Here is a 16,301-nt window from a genome sequence, read left to right as displayed (position 1 = left end):
GGCCTGAACCTTGTGCTGGGCCTCGCGGCCGCTGCCGTCGGAGTAGACGAGGCTGTGCCGGTAGCGCGACTCGGTGCCCGGTGCGAGGTCGGCGACGTGGGTCTCGCGGTCGACCGTCCAGGACACGGCCGGCGCCGGGGCGGGATCGTCACGCGTACGCCGGAACGCGTCGAGGTCGTAGAGCAACCGAGTGCTGGCGTTGCCGAGCACCGCCAGGGGATCGGCCAGCGGGTCGGCTAGGTGCTGGGCGATGACCTCCGGTGGCAGGTCGGCGACGACCCCGTCCAGGCTGTCCCCAACGTCCTCACCCTCCTTGCCCCCCAGGGCGACTGCCGTCACGGCGCCAAAAGCGTCAAACAGTCGATCGGTCCGGTTGCCGTTGGGGTCCGTCTCCCGGTGAGGGGCGAGCACGCGGTAGTCGAGCTCGGCGATCCGGGCGTTGCCGACGCCGTCCACGGCGCGCACCGGTGCCAGGTCGTAGTCGTCGAAGTCGTCGCGCCGCACGGAGAAGGCGTCGATGATGCGGCGTACGCGGTAGAAGTGCGCTCGGGCGGAGGCGAGCTCGGCGGCGGGGGAGTCGGCGTCCCCGGGGGAGTAGCGCACCTGCTCGCCGGGCAGCCACCAGCCGTTGTGCCCCGCCAGCCGGACGTACCCGCCCTCGGTCAGCTCGGCATCGCCCACGGCGACCCCGGCGGCGACGGCTGCCGGAGCCCCAAAGGTACGGGCCAGCAGGCCGGGGGTGAAGGCGAGCCGGTACTCGCCGCCGGGCAGCGCGTCAGGCTGGGCGACTTGGAGGTCCAGCAGACCGGTGAGGTCGTCGCGCCGGTAGTAGGTGCGGTGCTGCTCGACCGGTCGCCGCGCGGGCGCCTGCGGCGCGGCGTCCTCCCCCTCGAGGTCGCCGGCAACGGCCTGCTCGTAGTGCAGGGTCGCCGCCGGCGCGTCCACGGTCTCCCATACGGCGCCCAGCTCGGCGGCCGTGAACAGGCCCGTGGTGCCGGGCGCCTGCGCTGCTGGCCGGATGCCGGTCCATTCCCAGGACGTGAGCTCGGCCGGGAGCGGCAGCAGGTGCGTGTCGTCGCCGGACACCAGCGCCGTGTAAGCGCGCTGCGTCGCCAGCAGGTGCACGCGTCCCTGGTCGTGGCGCAGCCGCGCCCGGGTGGCGGCATCCAGGTCCGGCTCGGGCGCCGGGTGTCCGTCGCGTCGTGGATAGGCGACCGAGACCGCGCGCAGGGGATGACCGAACTCGTCGATCTTCATGAGCACGTCATGCTGGACCCGGGGATCGCCCACCTCGCGGTCGTAGTGGGCGGTCAGGGTCTCGGTGCTGTGGGCGGCGAAGACGCCGTGCCGCTGCTGACCGATCCGCTGCAGGCAGCGCACGGTGTGGGCGAACGACTCCACGGAGTAGGGCACGGCCGCCTGCGGCGTGCCGTCGTCGGCGTAGGACTCCGTGCGGAGCACCTGACCCTTCAGGGCCCGGCAGGCCTCGCGGAGGTCGGCGGCGCCGAGTGGGAGCCCGCCGGGCGCCGACCCGTCGTCGAGCACGGGGCGCGGCAACCGCATGACGCTCTCGTCCGGGCCGTCGACAGCCAGCCCGGGCTCGGTCCAGTACGACGCCTCGATCGCCCGGGACACCTCCGCGCCCTGGGCGAACGCGCCGGTGTGCACCCAGGTGCGGGTCCGCACCGGCGGGGACCAGGACGTCTGCGCCCAGTTGGCTGCTGCGGCATCCGGGAAGTCCTCGTCGACGCGGTGCTCCTCCGTGTCCCACCGGTCTACGAGCGCGAAGCCGCGGAACTCGCGCTCCTCGCCATCGAAGTAACCGTGGTGGTAGGCGTACCTGGTGACGAACTGGCTGCGCGTCACCAGGTCGCGCACCTCGGTCCGCTCGACCACATGGACCGGGAACGGCAGCGAGGTCGCCCACGGTGTGCCGCTCTCGCGGTCCGCCAGGGAGAAGCGCGTGGACGGCGCGTAGCTCACCCGCGTCTCGCCACCGGTGTTGTTACGAGCCCTGACGAGCAGGTGCGGCTTGTGGCCGCTCATCAGGTCCACGTAGCGCAGCGGTGAGCCCGCCTCGCCCGGCAGCGGTGAGGACCAAACCAGGCAGGCGGTGCCGATTCCCAGCAGATCGAGGACCTGCATGTGCGTCTCTCTGGAGGCACCGGGGAAGACGCCCAGCAGGCGCGGGGCCGACCAGGAGTTGCCGGACTGGTTGAAACAGACCAGCACGCCGCCGGGGCCGACATACAGCAGGTCCGTCGTGCCGGAGCCGTCGATGTCGGCCAGGTGGACGCGGGACGGGTCGAACGCCTCGGCGTCGGCGAAGTGCGGTGACACGTCCATCGTCACCTTGCAGCCGAACCTGCCGTAGCCGAGGTTCGGCCAATAAGCGACCTCACCGTCACGCACGCGAACCAGGTCGCTCAGCCCGTCGCCGGTCATGTCGGCCAGATGTAGCGCCTCGGTGCCGGTGGCCTTCAGGGTCCGCGGCCCCTCCTCCTCGTCCCATGGCGGCCGAGCGGTCGACGGCGGGCCGAAGCCCGAGCGGCCCAGCGAGGGATAGGCGAGCCACACGTCGTGCTCGCCGACCAGGAGGTCGGGCCGGCCGTCACCGGTGAGGTCGACCAGGTGCGTCCCCGGGGCGTATGGCGGCACAGTGGGCAGGGACGTGAACGGCCGCCAGGGCGTCCAGTCACCGTCGCGACGCTCGCTGTAGCCCGGCATCGCCGATCCGAGCGAGACGGCGTCGAGGTGGCCGTCGCCCGTCAAGTCGACTAGCCGCTGGCCGCCGAGCTCGTGCCCCGCGGGCAGCGCCGGGACCGGCTCGAGCTCCCCGAGCCGCGCGACCGACGTTGGTGCGAGCGGGCTGAGGTTGCGCTTGAACCACCAGGCACCCGGGGTGCGGACGAGCACGCCGGGGAGTCCCTCGGCGTCGAGGTCGACCCATTCGTACGCCCCGTCGATGCCCTCGGGCAGGTTGCGAAGGTCCTGGACGTCCAGCCGGCGGACCTGGTCGTCGACCAGGGGCTCGCTGTACTCCAGCTCCAACGGCGGCACGGCCCGCCGCAGCAGCGAGCCGGGTTGCTMTGGGTCGTCGGCGAAGCCCGTCTCCACCAACGTGGTGAGCATCGAGTAAACGGGAGCCGTGGGCTCGCCACCGTCGTCCTCGTCGCGGTAGCCGAGCTCCAGGCTGCGCACCAGTCGGTGCGGCCCGCACGTCGGCTCGTCGGGGAAGTGGTGGAACATCAGCACCCGCCGGCACCGGCGGTAGGTGCGCACCTCGAAGCCCGACCTGTTGCTCGAGAACGGGTCGGGCCGTACCCCCCACTCCAGCGAGTCTTCCCACGCGGGTGCGTCGGCGTCGTACTCGCCGTGGTCCAGGCGCAGGTGGAAGCAGAACCCGTCCTCGTCTGGCAGCGCCGGCTCGGCGCCATCGCGTGACCAGTCCTGGTGCCACGGCACCAGGTTCCCGTAGCGGACCKAGGTGAGGTACCGCTGCGCCGAGCGGGCCGCATCGTCTCGGTTCACTTCGTGGGCCTGCGTGCGGTCGACTCCGACGGCGTCGTCGGCGCGGTAGGTGTAGACGGTGAGGTGACCGCGGCGGTCGAAGCGCCGGCTCACCATGTAGGAGAACGTCTGGGCAGGGTCGTCGGGGTTGCCGATCCGGCTCTTCTCGTCGAGCCCGAACAAGGTGGTGGCCCCGTCGGCCGCGATGGTGCGCCAGTGGCTGATGCCAGCGGCGGTGGTCCAGCGCTCGATGCGGGCGTACAGGCCTTCCAGCCGCGGGCGGTACGAGCGAACCGTGTAGTCGGTGCCGTGCAGCCGCCGTGCGGTCTCGACTCGCACCCCGTTGACATCCGTTACCGGCACCAGGTCCTCGGAACCGGCCAGCACGAACACGTCGGACTCGGCGTCGTCGTCGTCGTACGTCGGCAGGCCCTTGTCCGTGCGCCGCGTGATGGCCGGCAGGTCCAGCGACCAGCCCATCCCGAACGGCCCGTTGCCGTTGCCCGAGTCGTAGGTCAAGGAGTGCCTCGGCGTCCAGCCGTCGCGGCCCGGCGACAGCGGGAGCGGGACCGAGAGGGAGGCGGTGCCGTTGGCCTGGTTGACCCCGAACTTCTCGCCGATGCCGCGCAGAGCTCCTCCGCCCTTCGGCAGAGCGGCGGCTGGACCCGCAGACTGTTGGCGCGGCACGGTCTACCCGCTGGTGAGCGAGCGGGATGTCACGGTGAACCTGATGCGGGCTTTATTGCCGAGAAGTCCCTGGCCGGTGGGTGGAATGTTCTTCTCCCCCACCCACCTATGCTCAATGTCCGGCGCTAAATCTTGCATGAGGTCCTTCTCTGTTGGAGCGTCGCTTCCGTGAACTACTACTTTTGAAAGGGGACTATCAATCGCTTTGAATCAGAACAGGCCTTCCAGCAGCTCCCCGAACGGCAGCCCGGGGGAGCTGGGCGCGGCGGCTCTCATCGCCGCAGCCGCGGCCGATTACGCGAGCCATTCGTTCTCGTGTCATGAGATCATCCCAGCACGAGAGGCGTTACTGCGCCGTTACTGGGAACCATCACCTCATTTCGCAATTGGGCGCGAGGTGGGGGGCGTGGCAACGCACTGCCGGCCCTTTCACTCACGCGACTCGGCGAGCGAGCGGACCCGGGCCTGATTCTCCGACGGGGTGCTCGGCGCAGCGTCGTCACGCTCCCGCGGGGAGTCCGACGGCTCGTGCAACGAACGAATACGCGACCGTGAGAGCGCGAGACCGGAGTAAGACTGAGACGGGGCTTGTTCGCGTATCGGACATATCGTCCGTCATCCGGTGCAGGAATTGGCGTGGGGGACGACGCCGGCCAGATCGTCCTAGGCCTGCAGCCAGGCGGCAAAATTACCGCCGAAGGCTTGGATCTTCGTGAAGACCGGCGCCGCCGTCGAACCAGCACGCGGGGCAAAGGGAGACCCCGCACGCGCGCATGTCGTTGGGCTGCTAGTTCACATTGACGGCGGCGATGACGTGGTCTCCGGGGACGGCGACCTGCGCGTTGTACCCCTGGACGAAACCCTGGCTGTGGGCATCACCCGGGACTCCGGGTCTGTGGTGTTCGCGATGGCCTTGGGGACGCTTTTCGTCGGGGCTTGCCACCGACGGTGCTTCCCTTGAGGGCATCAATGGTGTCTGCACCAGTGGTGGAGACCGGCGCGGTTTTCTCGAGGTAGACGGACATCCAAACCGGCTTTTATCCCATAAGTTTGGTTAAAGACCTGGGCACAACAGATACGATCGCATGGTTCCCTGACGCGTTCGGCAAACTTGCGGAAAATTTGCGGAAGTCGGCCGATGAAAGTCGAGAGCCATGATGTCCTCGTTGACCGGTGGACAGAATTACTGGCAGAGGCGACCAGCCTGCGTGAAGATCTGAGGGCTACAAGCCGCGGACGCCGGCCGGAGGAGCAGGAGTCGCGGCAACTCCTCCCGCCGGAGATTCGAGACGAGATGAAGCATCGTGACCAGGAATCGGTTTTCGATGTAGTGGCGAGACCGCTCCGAGAGGCCAGCACCTGACGGCTCCGGATTGCTTCATTCGAACCATTGGACCCCATCCTGCCAGAGCTTTCCCTGAAGCCGGGCGGACAACGCGTGTCCACCGAAATGCTTTCGGGCGTTCGTTGGCGGGTCCGGTAGTTGGGATGCGGGGCGCGCCCTCGAGGGGCTGCGGACACTCCGCCCTCTGGTTCTCAGGAAGGATGAGGGCGTAACAATTCAGCGCAGCCCGGGGGATTTTAGCCCTGCTGGGGTGACAGCGTCGGGGACCGAATCGTGTCATGCGCAGTCACGGGCGTCAACAGCTTCACACTGTGGGTCTTTTTGGGCACAGGCACGTCTCGAGAGAGCTGCAGCTGTCGGCATGCGTCTGCGGGGTTACGCACTGCCTCCTGACTTGTCTATTCAGGCTTCCGTCCCCGGCCATTTTCGCCACAGTTACGTGCGGTTTCTTCGGATGTGGAGGCCGTGTAAGCGATGATATGGGACCGACTCCGTACGGCGGGCGGGAATGCTCGCCACTTCGCGAGGAGGTCCCGCAGTCGGATCTGGTCGCTTGCGTTGCGGCGCCGGGCGGTCGTCAGCGAACCTCGAAATTCGAGACGGGTACTATTTCCTGGAACTGTCGTCACTAGGGCCCTCTGGCCCGAATTCTAGGGCCAATATGGAAGGTGTTCACTGCGCTGCACGAGCATTCGCTTCACAAACCCGTCGGATGCACCGGCCCGTTGACATCCCTTACCGAATTGCGGTCCCCTTGTGGCTATAACGGTTCCGGCTCGCAGTGGCGCTGGATTTGGGGGTGCCAATGGGAAACGGCGATTTTTGCCATTTTCAGCTGAGCCTGTTGCAATCGTGGAAACTCCGCAGGGACTCGTGCATCTTGCATGTGGCGGCGCGTCAACAGCGGCTCATCACTGCCCTCGCCATTCATGGTCCCCGCCCCCGAAGCTACTTGGCCGGGCTCCTGTGGCCGGAGAGTCGCGAGTCGAAGGCCATGGAGAGTCTGCGCGTCAGCCTGCATCTGATTTCACGGCAGGTCCCGGGCCTGCTGGTCAATGGGGGAGCCGAGCTCTCGCTCAGCGATCTGGTCGACGTCGACTTGCACCGGATCCGGTCACGTATTCGTGAGCTGAACGAACACGGGTCCAACGGGAATGCTGCATCGTCCCTGCACCTCTTACGCGAGGCCGAACTGCTCCCTGGCTGGTATGACGACTGGGTGCTCTTTGAACAGAGTAGATTGCGGCAGGATCGGCTCCACGCGTTCCATATCGTTGGCCGCGAATCGCTGGCGCGGAGCGACTTTGAGGTTGCCTTGGAAGCAGCGGAGGCAGCGCTGGAACTCGAACCGCTCTATGAGAGTGCCGTTGGTCTTCTCATGCAGGCTCAAAGGCAGCAGGGCAACAATGCTGCCGCACTCCGCGCCTTCGAAAAGTATCGAGCCAAACTGGACGAGGACATGGGCCTGGTGCCGTCAGAGGCCGTTCGGCGCCTTGTCGCTGACGTTTTGTAAGAGCCTGGTTCCTTACTCCGTCCACTTCGGCGTGGCCACCTCCCAGCGGAATCGGCCAAGTTCCTAATCCTCCGGGATGCTGTCCAGCCAACGGTTCACCGCTGCGACTACTTCCGCCCGGCCGCGAGCATAACTAACCGCTGGTTCCTCACCCTCCGACGATCCAGCGATGATCCGTGAACGGAAGGGTTCGGGACTTTCCGGGCCCCTCCAGACTCGAATAACCAAGGTCGCCTGTGTGGGCGGACCACCGTTAGGCCCATTCAAGTCATCGGACAATGCCCTGCCCATCAAATCCGCTCCCGTCGCTCCGGCACCCAACTGAATAGGTTGATCCTGCTCACCAACATGCACCATAATTTTACCTAGTAGGCTCTCAGACCCATCTCAAGATAATCTGGTGGCCTCTGGGATACTGGCATGTCTCATGGACGGTCCCATAGCCGCCCCGCCGGGGTGCTTGTGCATCTCCCGAGCACAGGGAACGCGGATGACGCGATCGCCGATAGAGTCGAAGCGATGCAAAATATTCAGAATGCTTCTGACATGGCCGCCGTGGCCCCGGCCGCGCTGGGCTCCGATGATGGCAGCGATGGCTTGGTCCGGGTGCGCGGCGCCGACGATAACAACCTTCGCAGCGTGGACGTGGCCGTCCCGCGTGACGCGTCGTCGCATTCACGGTTTCCGGGTTAGGCAAGTCCTCCCTAGCATTCGGGACGATCTACGCCGAAGCCCAGCGGCGGAACTTCGAATTCGTGGCACCGTACGCCCGCGGCGCACCCAACAGGGCCACAATCCCAAGGTGGAAATGTTCACGGGGCCTGGCCGTGAGGCTGGTCTTTCGTATCAGTTCATTTCTGTTCATTGCCAGCCAGTTGGATGACTACACGACGGAATCGTAAGACGTCGAAGCACCCGCTGGTCGACAAGAACCCATCTGTCGTCCTACGGCGACACGCACGGAACGACCACTTCGGAAAGTAGTAACTCGCTGTTCGCCAAAAGTAGCTTGATAGCTTGTCAATTTTGAGCAGACAGACATACGCGGTCGCGGATTACCGCCGTCTGGCTTGGAGCCCGACGTGTGGCCCGGAGCAATTGTCCAGATAGCGTCCGGTCCTAAGTTTGGGGTCAGTGGCGCCGGCGAAAAGAAAATAGCGATTGTCGCAGGGGCCGGCTCAAGGGGAGAAACAGGAGCGCTGCCAATGTAATGGTTGCCACGGTGACCTCCAGAGCACATCCCAGTCCTTCCAGGCTGCGCCGGTCGTGACGGCCGCTGCTACTGCTACCGCAAAGCCGAGGACGGTTAGGAGGCCCACCATCACTTCACCGCGGGGAACCTGGGGGACCTGTTCGGATGCAGTTTCTACCAACGCTGCGTCCATGGGCTCCTCGTTAATGACGCAGAACATCGCCAGATGACCGGGTCTGCGGTCGGATAGTTGAAGGATTTGAAAGGCCCCGTCGGTCTCTTGACAAACTACGAAGAAGGACGGGCAACCCAAATCTAGCGCAAGCGTTCAATGTTGCCTTGAGGTCCCACCAGGCCACTGCGAGAGGATACTCGGAGACATTTGCTTGACATAAGAGGCGTGCTACAGTGGAGTCCACGATCAGAGTCCTAGGGGGCTTAGATGGTTGAGATCGTCGGATTCGTCGTGCTGGCCCTTATCAAGGGAGCCCTTGGAGCTGCGGCGAACCAGGCTGGCACTGAGGGATACCGCGCTCTGAAAGCTTACATATCTGCTCACTACAGCGGAGATGTGGCACACACGGTCGAGCAACTCGAGCATCAACCTCAGTCGTCAAAGTTGCAGCGACAGCTTGAGGATCAGTTGCGCTCGCGGGGGGCCGACAACGACGTGCGACTCGGGCAGCTCGCCCAGGACCTCATAGGGCTCATTGAGAACCCCAAGATCCCTGATCCGGTTGAAGAACTTAGACGCTCAACCGGATTGGACGCTGTCCGTCGCGTTCTGGACCGACACGTTGAGCAACTTCGAGACGTACGAGCTCGTTATGCAGTAGACGATGCCGATCTCCTGGGCAGCAGGATCTCGAGATCCAGTGATGTTCCAAGCGCCGTGCAGGCCGAGCTCGCTCAATTGCATGAGCGTATTCGTGCGATCATCGAACAGATTTCGCAGACCATTCAGCAAGGCCGATATGCCGATGTTGACCGGGCGGTTCTCGGCTTGGACGCTGGCCGCAACGAGCAGTTGCGCGCACAACGATTGGTTGCAGCAGACAAGGACCTGCAGATCTCATACGAAAGCCTCAGGTTGACGGTCGAGTTTTTCAGCGAGCTGAACCAGCAAGTTCTATTGCGAATGGAGGCCCCCCGAGATTCCGGCCAGCTTTCGGCCATGATGTTCGGGAACGCCGTCATGATCTATGAACTCACGAATTTCGTTATCGATTTCATATCACGATTTCAGCTCCAAGACAACCTTCGAACGCTTCATGATGAGGCTATGCAGAGTATTGAGCGAACTCGCCAAAAGCAATACGCATTGCAACAGCGGGCAGCGGATGATCGGATTGATCGTGACGTAAAGAATCAGATCCTCGAGGATATTCGCTGGCGCGAGGCTGCTCTATCGRCAGTCGAGAACGAATGGACTCAATATTTCCACGAGGTCGATGAAATGAAGGAGAAAGTACGCGATGTTCACGGCCGGATTCCAACGCTTGAACTTATACGCGATGGGGCAGAAATCCAAGTAGAAACTTTGCAGCACCTTGCACTTCTACGCTTTCTACGGCAGAACTCGGCGTCGATTCGCGGAGCAGTCAACACGCTGCAGGGCCTACGATTGGCTCCGATGACAGCGAGCCGTGTGCGTGTCCTTCTGGGCGTCGATATTCGGTAGGAATCGCCAACCTATCCGCTCGAGTTGAAGGGGATGGCGGTATGTCGGACGCGAGATTCTCAACACTTCCGCTGGAACGTCTTGAGGCGATGCTTCGTGACACGGCGACGTCCGCGGGCGACCGCGAGGGCGCGGCCGCCGAACTGAAACGACGGTTCGAGGCGGAGTTGGGCAGCGGTGGGCTGCACAGCAGCCCGCAGCACGTGCCATCATCGCCAGAAGTAGGCGAGATGCGGCAACAGGCGCCCATAGCGGGTCTCTCACCCACGGCGGGGCGATCTTCAGAACCAGCAGCACCAGTCAGACCCTCGAACCCTGGACCCTCGGCACCGACGACGTCTGGGCACGGACCCGTCCTTCCATCAAACCCTCCACCTCCACGGCGGAGTCACAAAGGTGCCATTATGACGCTCTTGGTGATTGCCGCCATAATTTCCGTTGGAGGCGTCCTCCTGCTCCAACGCGACAAGGGCTTTTCGCCGTCCRTCCMCTCCGACACATACTCGTCTTCGGAGCCGTTACCCTCGACTTCGGACTCAATTCCAAACTCACCCTCGACCTCAACCTTCCTCGAAGACCCCTCCTGGTCGGCGGATCAAAGGGCTCTGCTTGCCTTGGTTCCGCTGGCCATGGAGAAATTCTGCCACGTGGGCGGGCCAGATGCCGGGGGAATAGTCGCAACGGTCACCTGCGATCCGACCGATGTAGGAGGTCCCAGCAGTGTCGTGCTCTTCGCTTACGACACGGCCGCCGACATGAACACCGCATTCGTGGCGGATTATGGTGGAGAAGCGCCAGTCGGCGACTGCTCGACAGCGATCGGGTACCGATCGACTTGGCAATTGTCTGGGGTCGATCAGGGACCGTTGGCGTGCTACCAGTCCAAAGGCGGTAGGGTCACGGTAGCTTGGGGGTCAACCAGCAGAGCCGTCTTGGCGACGGCTGGGGATTCGACGTGGTCCGTCAATTCAATGTACGCGTGGTGGACCGCGCATGCGGCTTGGCTTCGTTGATCCACGTTAGATGGCTCTTTGAATCGCCACGGGTTTAGTGGACAGCGGGTTCTCCGAGTGCCGGCCGGCGGTGGTGTCTAGTCATCCGTCACCGACAGGAATCACGAGTCCTGATCAGCCTACGTCGGGGCAGCCGTGTGCTGCCACCGTGATATTTAACCTGCCCGAATGCCGCGTCCTCACCGCGGCCGTCAACGCACTCAGAGGCAGGTTCCTCCCCGAACTGCGGACCCCAAACTCCAAGTCCAAGGTTCGAGCATTCGCGCAAAGACTGGAACTTTCCCAGGGTGGTCGTGGGAAGAATGCACCGCGAGCGTGTATGGGACTTCAGCTACGGACAGGACCTTATCCAACGGCTGGAAATTAGCGACGACGGGGGCTAACGGAAGGTTTGTTGCCGGAACGGGCGGGGAATTCCCCGCGTCTCGAGGTGCCAGAGCGCCGTGTGAGGGGTGCGATTCTGGCATATGCGCGGAGGTGTCCGGCCGAGGTGAGGGTGCTGGCGTCGCCGATGGTCAGGAGTATCGTTAGGCTCTGGTGCGTAGCAACAATCTTGGCGTCCATGCTCGCAGATCCCTAACGGCCTCCCAGATCTCGGAGGTCTCCCGGTGGCGGCCCCGCGAGGAGGAACTATCCCTGTGCGTCGCACGGACTGAAGCGATTCGCCTAGCGAAACACATCCTCGAACTGGACGAGCAGCTCATGAACAATGAGAAACAGTTGGACGAGCTGGTCAAGGTCAGCGAGGCAGCACCCTTACTGGACGAGAAAGGCTTCGGGGCAGTCAGCGCTGCGAGGTGTCTCACCGCATGGTCGCACCAGGGAAGGGTTCGCAACGAGGCCGCATTTGTTTCGTTGAATCTGGGGCCGCTCGAGATGAGCGCAAAGCACCCACGGCGCGTCCGGTGGAGGGCCGGAAATCAAATACTTCTCCGGTTCACTCCTGCCGGCATTTCCTAACACGTTGTCCTGAGGGTTTACGATGCTCACCCTGACACCTCGCGGGGGAGTGCGCCGAACGGGGCTCAACCCGATACATTCTGACCGTCCCTAGGGAGCGCCTTTCACGGACTACGGTTTCCGCACCGCTAGTCCGCTCCAGTGGTCCTGGATCGGGCCCGTCTTCTTGGATGACGTTGACATCCTCAACCGCGCCCGTCGCCTTCGACAGCAGCCAGTGGCTAGGAAGAGTCAGATTGTAGGGTGCCGAGCTACGGTTTCCGGGCCCACGCTGGTCGTGCTGTCGATGACTCGGGTGGAATGCCGATGGCCTTCCAGCGGGTCAGAAGGTCGTTCCCGAGGTCGATGTCTTCGCCGCGCAGATAGATCGTTGTCCGGTGGTGCCGGATGTCCATGGCCGGCATGATTCTGCTGAGGACTTGTTCGACGGGCTGATCCCGGTGCTCATGGGTCAGGCACCAGCGCGTCCCCCGGTCAAGCATCCTGCGTACGTACAGGACGAGATCGGCTGCATGGTCCGTCGGAACAGCGGCAGGCAGCCCTGCCATCCAGTCCGTGACCCAGTGAAGTTCGAAGGCCTCGCGTCCTGCTACGAAGGCCCGTGCGGGGGCGGCCGCGCTCCCGGTGGTTTCCTCGATGGCCCGGAAGGCGAAGGTGATCCCGCCCAGGTTGATCATGTCGTTGGCGAGCACGGTGCTGATGATCTGCCGGCGCAGGGGGTGGGGTTGCAGTTCGGTGCTGAAGCGGTCCACGATCTGGGGCGGGAAGTAGCTGCGAAGGATCCGGTCGAACCAGGGGTCGTCGGCGACGTCGCTGTCGTTCAGTTCCTGGGCGAGTGCGATCTCGGCGTAGGCGGCCAGCACGGACAGCTCGGGGGCGGTGAGCCCCTTGCTGCGGTACTCGCCCTGGAGGGCGAACTGCCGCGGGTCCGGGTGCAAGCCCTGCGCACGCTCGGTGCGGTCGGCGACACTGAGCACGTCGACGTCGTGCGTGCTCAGTTGGAGCACTACGATGCCCGCGTACGACGTCAGGCCTGCCGGGCGCCCTCGAGCAGCGCGCCCGGCAGCTGGACCGGGACATCGACCTATGACGCAGCCTCAGGCAGCTCCGAGCCCGTAGCGCACGATCACGAACACCTCGTCGGCGTCGCGGCGCAGCACGGCCGCGTCGGGTGCGATCGTCACGGGCGCGGCTGCCCCGTTGTTGAGGGCGTCGGCGGCGCCGGCCGCCACGGGGACCGTACGCCGTGTCAGCGTGCTCCCCGTTGCAGCGTAGAACTCGAGGTCTGCTGCCATGCTGAGGTCTCGGCCCTGGGCGAGGTACGGGAACAGCGCCCGCGTCAGGTCGAGGCGGAGGTCCTGGTTGCCATTGGTGAACGCCGCCCACTCAGTCGGGAAGTCGTAGCGCAATGAGAGCAGCAGGGCCAAGCCGCTGACGGCGACGTCGGCTATCGTGTCCTCCAGCTCCTGGACCGCCTGGTTGCCCAGCCGGTCGCCACCCTGGCGGGCGGTGTAGCGCAGGTGGAGCACGACGTCGGAGATGGTCGAGTAGTCGAAGCCGCGCAGCACCCGGGGCAGGTCGACCTGCCAGGTGCTGATGGCGCCGGCGTTCTCGAACGGCAGCAGCCTCTCATCGTGGGCGCCAGGCTCGAACAGGCCCGCGTCCTGGCTGCCGGTGCTCGTGGCGATCTGCTCGATCGGCCCGTAGGAGTCGGAGAACCGCGGGTCCCCGGCACCCGTCCGCGCGTATGTCGTGTCGTCGGCGAGGAGCGGGGAGACCCGCACGGTGCTCCGCTGGAGCGACAGCTGGGCCGGCACGGGCGTGAACGGCCCGGCGACGGCCGGCACGGACACAGAGACTTGCTTGAGCCGGCGCAGGTAGTGCCCGGGGTAGTCCCGGTCGAAGAGCCACTCGGGGATGGTGAACTGCGCCGTACCGGTCGCCTTGAGCCGCAGCAGTGCCAGCGGGTCGAGCTGGCGCAGGGAGACGTGGCGGACCAGCTCGAGCTCGCGCCGGTTGTTCTCGTGCCAGGCGACCTCCATCCGGCGTACGTCGGCGTGCAGCGCCTCGCCGGCGAGCAGGCCCTTGCGGCCGGCGTCCCAGTAGTTGAAGGAGATGAAGTCGACGTCGTCGAGCTCGGGGCGGCGCAGCTCGGACTTCATCGTGGTCTCGGCCTTGCGGGCCATGTCGAAGGCGAACCTGTACCACTGGTAGTAGAGCCGCGAGGTCTCACCGGACATCCATGTGTGCAGCTCGAGGTTGGTGAACTTCGAGTGCAGGTAGCCGGCGACCTCGGTGCTGTTGTCGATCTGGGTCCGTACTGAGGCCAGCTCGTGCTCGCTGACCTGCTCGGCGATCAGCGACGCGATGAGCTGGCGGCCGTTGTGGACCAGCTCGCGGGCCGCGAGGTTCGCCTGGTGCACCCACTCGTCGGCGCGGCGCTGGTGGCCCGCGGTGCGGCCGGCGATGCCGGCTTGGTCACTGTGGTAGGCCGAGATGGTCTTGAGGATCTCGCCCGCGATCTTCGCCGCGTCGGACAGCTTGCTGCCGCCGAAGAGCTTCGAGGAGCCACCCATGCCCCAGAAGTGCAGGTTGACGTTGAACTCGGGGATGAAGGTCAGCACCGAGGCGACGGTGTCGGTGACCGACCCCGCCAGTCGGAAGTCCCGGGCGGCGGGCAGGTGGTCGTTCAGCTCGGAGGCCTCGGAGTTGTTGAGGAACAGCGCGCCCGTGCCCGTGGCGCCGGCCTGGGCCGACGGAGATCCGCCCGAGGCCGCCTTCATGTTGGGGTAGGGCTGCTGCGGGATCGGCTGGTCGTACTGCTCGACGAGGGCGGCGTAGACGTCGTCGAACGTCTCGGCCGTGAGCCTGGTGCGGGTGAGCGCCGGCCGTTCCGGAGCCAGGGTCGAGTCGGGCGCGAGGCCCTGCAGCTGCAGGTAGTAGGAGTAGCGCTCCCACGCGCTCTCGCGGGACCGGAGCAGCGACTCCGTTGCCTCCTTGGCCTGCTGGAGCTGGAGGAACCGGGTGTCCTTGGCCAGCTGGCTAATGCTCAGCTCGTGCGCCTGGCGCATCAGCGCGAGCTGCTCGCCGTCCTGACGCTCCAGCGAGGCGAGCAGCGCACCGCCCATCGTGCGCACCTCGTTGGCCAGCTCGAGGGACTTCTGGATCAGAGGTAGGGCACGAAGCGGTCCGGCCGGTTGGCCGGTGCCGGCCAGGATGCTGCCGACGTCGATGCCGGCCGCGGCAGCCTTGACGAGCATGCCGGGGTCGAGCGGGGGGTCGAAGAGCGCCAGCTGCCGGACCACGCCGGAGATGTTCATGCAGTGCCGGATCTTGTAGAGCCTGTCGGCCACGGTGTCCCAGTAGGTCATCAGGCGGTCGTTGTCGGGAATGCAGAAGTACAGCGCCCTGCCGATGCCGAACAGCGGGCTGGCCGCGTCGCCGTCGCCCGGGGCGGCTTGCGGTGAGGCCAGGTTGAACGGGAACTCGCCCTCCAGCGCCACCAGGGCGTTGCCCGTCTCGTCGAGGCTGGCCTTCAGCTGGGCGTAGGTCTGCGTCCGGGTGCGGCCCACCTCGGGCACGTGCTGGGGCCGGGGCCCGAGCAGGTTGGCGGCCAGCACGTAGCGTTGGGTCGCCTCGTTGATCGACTCGATGGTGTCCTGGAGGAACAGGCTGTCGCCCCAGTCGATGAGGTTGTCGAGGTACTTCATCACCACGTAGTACTGGTAGGACAGCGGGCGGGTGCGGGCGACTGCGTGTGGATGGAAAGGCTTGTGCTTCATCGCCTCGTAGCCGTCGAGCACCTGGGCCTTCGTCGCCAGCTGGGTGGCGTCCAGCTCCGCGTCGGGGGTGCTGAGCAGGGTCAGCAGGTCGCGGATGTTGCGGGGGGTGCTGGAGCTGCGGAACTCCTTGAACCGCCAGTACCTCTCCGGCGCAGGGAGGTTCTCGGTGCTGGTGGGGTCGAAGACGTAGTGGAACCACTGCTGCGCCTCGGCGAACCGCTGGGTCTTCGACAGGTGCACCGCGATGGTGACGGGCATGTGGAAGAACATCTCCCAGTTGTACGTCGAGTAGGGACCGCCCACGCTCGTGTCGATGTCCTTGGGGTGCCCGACCGTGTCCACCAGCTGGTTCGGCGGGATGGTGTAGCTGCTGGAGAAGAACTCCGCACTCAGCTGCTGGGTCTGCGGCGCCAGAAGGCCGTCCAGCCCGGTGAGCCGGACCACCTGCAGGAGGTCGTCGGTGTAGGGGTGGAAGAAGTTGCGGAAGTCGTAGTGGAACTTGGTGTCCGAGCGCCAGCGGTAGATCGGCCAGACCAGCTTGATGTCTTGGGCCAGGTGGTACCCGGTGTTCTTGACGTAGTTGACCATCGGTGGCTCCTGGTTCGTTGGGTGGAAGGT

Annotated in this window: 6 protein-coding genes and 4 pseudogenes; 5 read left to right on the top strand and 5 right to left on the bottom strand. The window is 65.2% G+C overall.

Annotated features, from left to right (window positions below; all coding sequences use genetic code 11):
- The coding region (locus AC1D1S_RS12040; protein ID WP_476994535.1) for a SpvB/TcaC N-terminal domain-containing protein at positions 1-4,197 on the bottom strand (4,197 nt) is incomplete at its 3' end.
- Positions 4,198-4,984: 787 nt separating this feature from the next.
- Positions 4,985-5,164, bottom strand: coding sequence for a hypothetical protein (locus tag AC1D1S_RS12035; RefSeq protein WP_476994534.1), 180 nt, complete (start codon positions 5,162-5,164; stop codon positions 4,985-4,987).
- Between the two features lie 1,183 nt (positions 5,165-6,347).
- Between AC1D1S_RS12035 and AC1D1S_RS12030 the strand changes: the two genes are divergently transcribed.
- From AC1D1S_RS12030 to AC1D1S_RS12020, 3 genes and pseudogenes are all read left to right on the top strand, one after another.
- Positions 6,348-7,055, top strand: a complete 708-nt coding sequence (locus AC1D1S_RS12030) for an AfsR/SARP family transcriptional regulator (RefSeq protein WP_476994533.1) — start codon at positions 6,348-6,350, stop codon at positions 7,053-7,055.
- A gap of 546 nt (positions 7,056-7,601) precedes the next feature.
- A pseudogene (locus tag AC1D1S_RS12025) lies at positions 7,602-7,875 on the top strand (ABC transporter); the annotation flags it as partial.
- Between the two features lie 814 nt (positions 7,876-8,689).
- On the top strand, positions 8,690-9,928 hold the full coding sequence (locus AC1D1S_RS12020; protein WP_476994532.1) for a hypothetical protein: 1,239 nt from the start codon (positions 8,690-8,692) through the stop codon (positions 9,926-9,928).
- A 1,403-nt stretch (positions 9,929-11,331) separates the two neighbouring features.
- Here AC1D1S_RS12020 and AC1D1S_RS12015 read toward each other — a convergent pair.
- A pseudogene (locus AC1D1S_RS12015) lies at positions 11,332-11,466 on the bottom strand (transposase); the annotation flags it as partial.
- A gap of 6 nt (positions 11,467-11,472) precedes the next feature.
- Between AC1D1S_RS12015 and AC1D1S_RS12010 the strand changes: the two are divergent.
- A pseudogene (locus AC1D1S_RS12010) lies at positions 11,473-11,859 on the top strand (IS110 family transposase); the annotation flags it as partial.
- A 293-nt stretch (positions 11,860-12,152) separates the two neighbouring features.
- On the opposite strand, the gene AC1D1S_RS12005 reads toward AC1D1S_RS12010, so the two are convergent.
- The gene (locus tag AC1D1S_RS12005; RefSeq protein ID WP_476994531.1) at positions 12,153-12,908 is read right to left on the bottom strand and encodes a hypothetical protein; all 756 of its coding nucleotides are present in this window, start codon (positions 12,906-12,908) and stop codon (positions 12,153-12,155) included.
- Between AC1D1S_RS12005 and AC1D1S_RS12000 the strand changes: the two genes are divergently transcribed.
- A complete protein-coding gene (locus AC1D1S_RS12000) occupies positions 12,834-13,313 on the top strand; it encodes a HEAT repeat domain-containing protein (RefSeq protein WP_476994536.1) in 480 nt (159 codons plus the stop codon). The two genes, AC1D1S_RS12005 and AC1D1S_RS12000, sit on opposite strands and share 75 nt — an antisense overlap.
- A 105-nt stretch (positions 13,314-13,418) precedes the next feature.
- On the opposite strand, the pseudogene AC1D1S_RS11995 reads toward AC1D1S_RS12000, so the two are convergent.
- Positions 13,419-14,477 (bottom strand): annotated as a pseudogene (locus AC1D1S_RS11995) (Tc toxin subunit A-related protein); the annotation flags it as partial.
- Positions 14,478-16,301: the final 1,824 nt, after the last annotated feature.

Source organism: Arthrobacter sp. P1_A5, from assembly GCF_056406825.1.
Note: the sequence above shows the minus strand (reverse complement) of the source record. Positions and strands in the feature narration are given on the sequence as shown.

Bases quoted from the DNA above. Each gene is read 5' to 3' on its own strand.
- AC1D1S_RS12035 (WP_476994534.1), bottom strand. From the start codon at position 5,164: ATGCCCTCAAGGGAAGCACCGTCGGTGGCAAGCCCCGACGAAAAGCGT.
- AC1D1S_RS12030 (WP_476994533.1), top strand. From the start codon at position 6,348: ATGGGAAACGGCGATTTTTGCCATTTTCAGCTGAGCCTGTTGCAATCG.